The organism is Hydrogenophaga sp. Root209 (genome assembly GCF_001428625.1).
In the GTDB taxonomy this organism is placed as follows: Bacteria; Pseudomonadota; Gammaproteobacteria; order Burkholderiales; family Burkholderiaceae_C; genus Hydrogenophaga.
In genome coordinates, this window is record NZ_LMIE01000019.1 from 1 (window position 1) to 5,781 (window position 5,781).

The following is a 5,781-nucleotide window of genomic DNA, read 5'->3' on the forward strand; positions in this document are numbered from 1 at the left end:
CAGGAAAGTCAATGAAATCAACGATCTACCAACACCACCTCCGCGCCAGTGCTAGCTTTTCGTACCGTCACTTATTGCACTGAAAACGAGGAGACCCCATGGTCGGCACGCATGCGGGCGACATGATCGGCGAGATCGCCCTGGCCATCGAGATGGGTGCGGACGCTGTCGACATCGGCAAGACCATCCACCCGCATCCGACGCTGGGCGAGAGCATCGGCATGGCGGCGGAAGTGGCGCATGGCAGCTGCACGGATGTGCCGCCTGCGCGCAAGTAAGTCCGCAGCCAAGCTACCCTGACAAGGCCCGAACTGGCGACGGTTCGGGCCTTGTGCTTTGCGTACCCAAACAATCGCCGCAGAATACTGTGCATTTGTACAGTATTCATGTCAGCCACTTCCAAGCCCAAGCTCTACAACCCACGCCACCCCGAACGCACGCTGCTCTACCAAATGGTAGCCGAGCACTACGAGACCTGGCTAGAGTTGGCCAGCGCGGGTCAGTTCGACGGCCAGGGCGACCACCACACCCCCAAGCCCTTCGTGCGCAAAGCGTTTGCCAAGTATCTTGAGTGCGGCATCTTTGCCCATGGCTTTGCCCGCGCTCGCTGCGGCGACTGTGGGCACGACTACTTTGTAGCCTTCTCCTGCAAAGGCCGGGGAGTCTGCCCCTCGTGCACCACGCGGCGGATGGTGGAGACGGCGGCACACCTGAGCGACCACGTTTTCCCCCGCCTGCCGGTGCGCCAGTGGGTGCTCTCCGTGCCCAAGAGGTTGCGGTACTTCATGCAACGCGACGGAGCGGTGCTGAGCATGGTGCTGCGCATCTTTCTGCGGGTGATCGCACAAACTCTGCAGACCCACAGCCCCGGTGCGGCCCATATGGACAAGGCAGGCCTGCACATCGGTGCCATCGCCTTCATTCACCGATTCGGCTCCAGCCTCAATGAACACGTCCACTTCCACGTTTGTGTGGTGGACGGGGTGTTTGAGGAAGTGGAGGGCGAGGGCGATGCTGATGCGACCCCTCGAATCTCATCGCCGGGTGTCATCTTTCACGCGGCCACCGGCATCGATGCGGCTACCGTGGCCCCAGTGCAGACCACACTGCAAAAACGCATCCTGCGCGCCTTCGTTGCTCGGGGCCTGCTGGAGAACTGTGACGCCAAAGACATGCTGGGCTACAAACACAGCGGCTTCTCGGTGGACGCCGGTGTCTGCATCGAAGCCCACGACCGCGCTGCGCTGGAGCGGCTGCTGCGCTATTGCGCGCGTCCACCGTTTTCCATGGAGCGCCTACGCAAAGAGGGAAGCAAACTGGTGTACCGCTGTGCCAAACAGCGCAGCGAGCCCACCAGTGACAAGCGTGGTGCCAAGGCAGATGAGCTGCACCTCACACCGCTGGAACTGATCGACCGCATCGCCGCGCTGGTGCCACCGCCACGCACCCACCGGCACCGCTACTTTGGTGTGCTGGCACCAAACTCGCCGCTGAGAGCGGCGGTAACGGCGCTGGCTCAGCCTGCTGCGTCGCAACCAGCCACGGTGGAGACTGCACAACCTGGCGCGGGCGTACCTGGGGTGGCGGCGCCGGGCAACGCGGCCACACCCACACCCGAACCTGAAGCACGCCCGAAGCGAGCGGCGCATTACTTGTGGGCGGTGCTGATTGCCCGCATCTACGAGGCATTTCCGCTGCTGTGCCCCATGTGCGGTGGGCAGATGCGCATCATTGCCTTCATCACCCACAGCGCCGAAATCCGCCACATCCTGAACCACATCGGGGTGGAGTCTGCCCCCCCGCACATCACCCCGGCACGCGGGCCACCGCTGTGGGAGGGCTGCGACGCGCCGGTGGATGATGGTGCGCAAGGCGAGCCGGATTGGGATCTGGCAGCTCAACCCGACGAGGTAGACCAGCGCGTCAATTGGTGACCCAGTGAAGCGGCGGTATCCATCGCTGCGGGGAAGCAGCTGCGCGCGCGCCAGGCCCAAATGCATACTGCCTCCCAAGCTCTTGCCATTGAGCGGCAAGCGAGCGCTCAACCTTCCTTGGCCGAACGTGTTTCGAGGCCCAAAACTCGTGCCATACTTGGCCTCATGCGGTTGAATTTCCTATCCGTGTGCGCGCCTGGTGTGGTACCGATGAGCAGCGCGCTGCCATCCCAGAGCGAGCCGGTGCTGCCCAAGCGTGCAGCGCACTACCTGTGGGCGGTGCTGATCGCCCGCATCTACGAGGTGTTCCCCCTCTTGTGTCCGCTGTGTGGCGGGCAGATGCGCATCATCGCGTTCATTACGCACAGCGCTGACATCCGGCACATCCTGGACCACATCGGGGCAGATTCAGAGCCACCCCGCATCTCCCCGGCGCGCGGGCCACCGCTGTGGGATGACTGTAGTGATGCGCAGATGGATGACGGGGCGCAAACCGAGCCAGCAGACTGGGGCCTAGCGGCGCAACCGGCACCGGACTTTGAGGTCGATCAGCGCATCAGTTGGTGAATGAACAAAGCGGCGATTTTGACTTGCCGCGAACTGGCTCTGCGCCCGGTACACGCCGAGCGCCGCAAATCACTCTCCTGAACGCCAAACCCTGGTGGTGAACCTGACACCTGGGCGGGAAAATCGAGTGTCTCAGCCGGCTTGATGGCGCTTCCGCGGTGCGATACTTGGCCTCATGCGGTTAAAACGCCTATCCGTGGGGCTGTAGCTGGGCAGGTAAAACAACTCAATGTCCTCTTTGTGCAATGCCGCCCACTCTTTGACCGGCTTGCTGTGGTGCACCCTCAGGTTGTCAAGAATCAGGAAGATCTTCTTGCCCTGCGCGTCCTTGATCAAGGCCTGCATAAACTCGATCAGCTTGTCGGCATTGAACGCCTCATCAATGATCATCCAGCGCGTCTTACCCTGGTTCGTGACGGTGGCAATCATCGAAAGCTTTTGCCGTGTTCCACCCACTGCCCGCGTCACCGGTGTTTGACCGGTGGGCGCGTAACTTCTGCCACGCACATCCGTGTTGACCAGGGCTGTTTCATCGCCCCAATGGATCTCTGCGCCTTCACGCTTGGCCCTGGCTTCAATGGCAGGGTATTCATCTTCGAGCCACGCCTTGACGGCCTCAGGTCGCTGTTCGTAAGCTTTCTTGATCGGCTTTTGCGGCGTAAAACCCCAACGTGCCAGATAGTCGCCCACTGAACGCACAGATAGTTTCAGCCCCAGGTCGCGTTCGATGAGTTCGCGCACGGCGGGCCGGCTCCAAAGCGCAAACTCCATCTTGATCTGCTCGGGGCGTTTGTCGATGATGGTCATTCGAATGGCGCGCTCTTGCTCAGGAGTCAGGCTGCGTCCACTACCGGGCTTCTTGCCCCTGGCGTGGGGCTTGAGTGCAGCCGCTCCGCCTTGCTCGAACAGGCGCAGTGCAGCGTTGACACCAGACCAACTCAGCCCGGTTTGCTCCACGATCTGCATCACGCCAACACCTTTTCGATGCAAACGGATAACTTGCTTGCGCCGTTCTTGCAGCACTTCCCGCGACTGCTTGCGTGCATCTTCTTTTTCCATGAACTTTGGAGTCAGGTCATCAACAAAAGTTGATGAATAAATTATGCCGAGTCTATAACTCCCGTTGACACAAGATTAGTTACCTAATATTATTTTCCTTAGGTGGCAAACTATGCACCTGAGGCTCGCAGTGGGTAGATTTCGTTTTCGACTGTTAGCGGGCGCCGACCAACATGTAAAAAGGAGACCACATGAAAAGTGAACCAAACCGGCAGGTGAGGGCAATCGGATCTATCAGTTGTCAATCGAGGCGCCTCGTCGGCGTGATAGCGGCAGCTGTACTAACGGCGTGCGGCGTAAGCGTCAAGGACGCTGATGGTCCGCCGACACAGCAGGAAGTTGTAGTGACAGGATGCAATGGGACCGTTACCTATGTGGAGGCCGAGGGCGCCTTTGCAAACGGGTCGCCGTGGAGCATGCGTCGGCCAACAGGCTGGAACGGCTTGTTGATCAACGACCTTGACTATGTTCCCGCTAAGGACGGCGCGCGGAGTTGCTACTGGTTGCAGCGAGGCTACGCGCTTTCGGGTACCGGTCGAAATCCGCAAAGAAACTTTAACTATGATCCGGATCGAGAGCAGCAAGAGCTGATCTCGGTCATCGACATGTTCAACGCGCGCTATGGGAAGCCTACGAAGGTGATCCAGTATGGACACTCGGGCGGCGGCTTCGTTGCTCTAAATTTTGCCGAGCGCTATCCCGAGAAGGTTGATGGCGTTGTTGTAGGGTGCGCTCATGAGCCGGTACCACTCATGAACATGATGTTGGATGGGTGGTTCGTGCTGAAGACGCTGATCGCATCAGAATTGCAGGTCGTCGGCTTCTCCGATCTTGCTTCCGTAGCAGATCAATCTGCAAAATGGCGCGCCGCTCTCACGCTAGCTCAGCAGAGCCAGGAAGGTCGGGCTAGGATTGCGCTTGCTGCTGCAGTAGGCCAGTGGCCGGTGTGGAGCAATGCCACACGAGCTCAGCCAGATCCCTTCGATCTCGGTGCGCTTCAAAGTGCAGTCTTCGACACTGTGCTTCTCAACGCCGCCCAACCTGGAGGACAGTCTCGATTCATGTTTGAGCATGCAGGGACATCTCCGGCAGTTCGGCAACTCTCTTGGAATGCGGGCATCGACTACTCCCAACTTCTGGCCCGCGCCGAGCCGGCAGTCGGGCGTCTGGTGCTATCGCTTTACTCGACAAATGGACTCAATCTCCAGGCCGATCTTGCAACACTGCGGGACGCGACCCGTGTACAGGCGGAACCCGCCGCCTCGGCGTTCTGGAACGGGCCGGGACGAACAGTCCACGGCACACCCAAGATACCTTCCTTGCGGATGCATACAACAGGAGATAACGTGGTGCCTCCAAACATCATCGATTCGTATGTTCAGAAGATGCAGGCCAATGGTGGAGATGTGAGTCTCTACAGAACGACGATTGTTGACCGTGCGGGGCACTGTACGTTCGAGCCTTCAGAGTCAGCTGCGGCGATTGAGACAGTCTTGACTCGGATCAACACTGGGGTTTGGCCTGATGTCAGTCCAGCCGGAATGAACGCTAGGGCCAAAGCTCTCATACCCGCATCGGTGCCCGCGTTTGTGCCATACGAGCCAGCTCGGGCGAACCGGCCACAGAACAATCCTGCGGGCGGCCTCTAAACCGCGAGACAGGTGCCCGCAATGGCACCTTTCGGTTGCCAGGCCCTGCTTCTCAAGCAGGTGGCGGAACCGAAGGATCGTCGTCTCGTCCAGCAACCGCGCCACGGCCCTCAGCGCGGCGAACTGGCGGAACACGGGGATGTTGTGCAGAGACTGCTCCATCGCCGGGTCGCTCGGCGCGAACCATTGCTGCAGGTAGTGAACCGCCCCGGGGCGGTTCACCCGGACGATCGCACGCGTGACGCAGCGCACATTGATTACATGCCGCCTCGGACACCGCATAGGCCGGACGCAGATGTCCATCGAGAATGCCGTGGTAGCGGCCTCGGATCCTCGACACTCTCCCGGACTGAGAAGGCCTACACGATGCGATCAAAGCCGGCGGCCCGGCCTGAGCACTGATACGAATGCATAAGGTTCAACCTTTTCGCATGTCTGACCAGAAGCGGCGAAAACCAGGGAACCATCAGGCAGCCACCACAGACCAGTTGATCCTTATGGTGCAGCGCCGGATCGCCGATCTGTGGCGTCAGGCTGCCGCCGATGTCCCCGCTACCGTCAATTGGGCCGCA

General features: G+C 60.2%; 3 protein-coding genes and 4 pseudogenes. 4 read left to right on the forward strand and 3 right to left on the reverse strand.

Annotated elements, in window-relative coordinates; translation table 11 throughout:
- Positions 1 to 89: 89 nt before the first annotated feature.
- The 3 genes and pseudogenes from ASE11_RS11445 to ASE11_RS11455 form a co-directional block, all read left to right on the forward strand.
- Positions 90 to 278 (forward strand): annotated as a pseudogene (locus ASE11_RS11445) (dihydrolipoyl dehydrogenase); the annotation flags it as partial.
- Between the two features lie 108 nt (positions 279 to 386).
- Complete coding sequence (locus ASE11_RS11450; RefSeq protein ID WP_011117152.1) at positions 387 to 1,934, forward strand: IS91-like element ISPps1 family transposase; 1,548 nt, start codon at positions 387 to 389, stop codon at positions 1,932 to 1,934.
- Positions 1,935 to 2,129: 195 nt separating this feature from the next.
- Positions 2,130 to 2,501: pseudogene (locus tag ASE11_RS11455) on the forward strand (IS91 family transposase); the annotation flags it as partial.
- A gap of 198 nt (positions 2,502 to 2,699) precedes the next feature.
- Here ASE11_RS11455 and ASE11_RS11460 read toward each other — a convergent pair.
- A pseudogene (locus ASE11_RS11460) lies at positions 2,700 to 3,560 on the reverse strand (IS630 family transposase); the annotation flags it as partial.
- A 191-nt stretch (positions 3,561 to 3,751) separates the two neighbouring features.
- On the opposite strand from ASE11_RS11460, the gene ASE11_RS25820 reads away from it, so the two are divergent.
- Entirely contained in the window at positions 3,752 to 5,209 is a 1,458-nt protein-coding gene (locus ASE11_RS25820; protein ID WP_156406325.1) for an alpha/beta fold hydrolase, read from the forward strand.
- Between the two features lie 30 nt (positions 5,210 to 5,239).
- Here the strand turns inward: ASE11_RS25820 and ASE11_RS25825 are convergent.
- Positions 5,240 to 5,413 (reverse strand): annotated as a pseudogene (locus tag ASE11_RS25825) (transposase); the annotation flags it as partial.
- Between the two features lie 155 nt (positions 5,414 to 5,568).
- Positions 5,569 to 5,781 (reverse strand): hypothetical protein (locus tag ASE11_RS26600; RefSeq protein ID WP_235501267.1); only part of this gene is annotated, 213 nt, incomplete at its 5' end.